Genomic DNA, 1,449 nt, shown 5'->3' with positions numbered 1-1,449 from the left:
CCGGTATCGCCGCGCTGTTGCCCGTGCTGGGTGCGGTGCTGGTGATCGGTGCCGGCTGTGCCGCACCGTCGCAGGGATGCGGCCGGGTGCTGGCAGTGCGGCCGATGCGGGCGATCGGCCGGGTGTCCTACTCGTGGTATCTGTGGCACTGGCCGGTGCTGCTGGTGGCGCCTGCCTCCGCGACCGGCCCATCCCTAGCGCGGTCGCTGATAGCGATCTTGTTTTCCCTTGGGCTGGCTGTGCTCACCCTTCGTTTCGTCGAGAATCCCCTGCGATTCGCCGCTCCCATTCGCCGGTCGGCAGGCCGCAGTCTCGCTCTTGGTGGTGCGGCCACCGCGCTGCCGGTGTGTGTGGGCGTGACGCTGCTGGTCCTGATACCCACTCCAGTCGGCCGTGGCCCAGCAGCGCCCGCGCTGACCTTCGCTGCGGCGCGTTCCCCCGCGGGCTCCGGCATCGCTGCGTATGACGTGGCGGTGGGCCAGGCGTTCGCGCAGGTGCAGACTGCGATTGCGGCCTCGGCCGACCTCAAAGCCGTTCCCTCGAACCTGAACCCGCCGCTTGTCGACGCGACAGCCGAGCTGAAGACCCTTGCTCTCGGTGGGTGCCTACGTAATTTCGTCGAGCGCGGGCAGCCGGAGTGCGCGACGGGCGATACCGCTTCGTCGACGACGGTAGCCCTGGTCGGCGATTCGAATGCCACGATGTGGGAGCCGGCGTTTGAGCAGGTCGCCGCGCAGCGGCACTGGCGGCTGGAGACTATGACCAAGGGCTTATGCCCCTGGATGGATTTGCCCATCTCGCTCCGTCTCTTCGGCAGGCAGTACACGGAGTGCGAGCAGTGGCGAGCTCAGATCCTCGCCCGGTTGCAGGCTGAGCACCCGCGGCTGGTCGTACTCGACATGATGCGCCGATACGGCGCCCATTACGGCATTACCTCAGGTTTAACGTCCTACGATCCGGAGTGGATCGCCAGCCTGACCCGTCAAGTGCAGCAGCTGCGCAGTATTGGTGCCCATGTGCTGGTCCTCGGGCCGATACCGGATCCGCAGTCCGTCGTCCCGGATTGCGTGTCGCTCCACCTCGATGACGTGAGTGTCTGCTCGCCATCTAGGTCGACAGCGGTGAACCAAACCGGCATCGCGGCCGAGTCCGCCGCCACCAAAGCCGGCGGCGGATACTACGCCGACCTCACCGAGCTGTTCTGCACCGCTGACCGCTGCCCGGTCATCGTCGGCAACACCCTGATCTACACCGACAGACACCACGTGTCGCTCGTCTACTCCCGCCTGCTGGCCCCGGTGATGGGAGCGCTGGCGGATCGGGTACTCGCCCCCAGTTGAGACGGTGCGCGACGTCGGCGACGTGGTCTTGCACAAGATCGGCGCGGCACACCCAGCAGCGCGCCGTTGAGCCGGTCCCGAAGTTGTGCGAAAAGCGCACCGGAGGTGT

General features: G+C 67.0%; 1 protein-coding gene. It reads left to right on the top strand.

What is annotated here, in order from left to right; translation table 11 throughout:
* The coding region (locus AC2VOP_RS03035; RefSeq protein WP_486959600.1) for an acyltransferase family protein at positions 1–1,340 on the top strand (1,340 nt) is incomplete at its 5' end.
* Between the last annotated feature and the right edge of the window lie 109 nt (positions 1,341–1,449).

This window comes from Mycobacterium sp. TH-M106 (assembly GCF_057473765.1).
The sequence above is the reverse complement of the archived record's forward strand: the minus strand, read 5'-3'. Positions and strand labels throughout refer to the sequence as shown.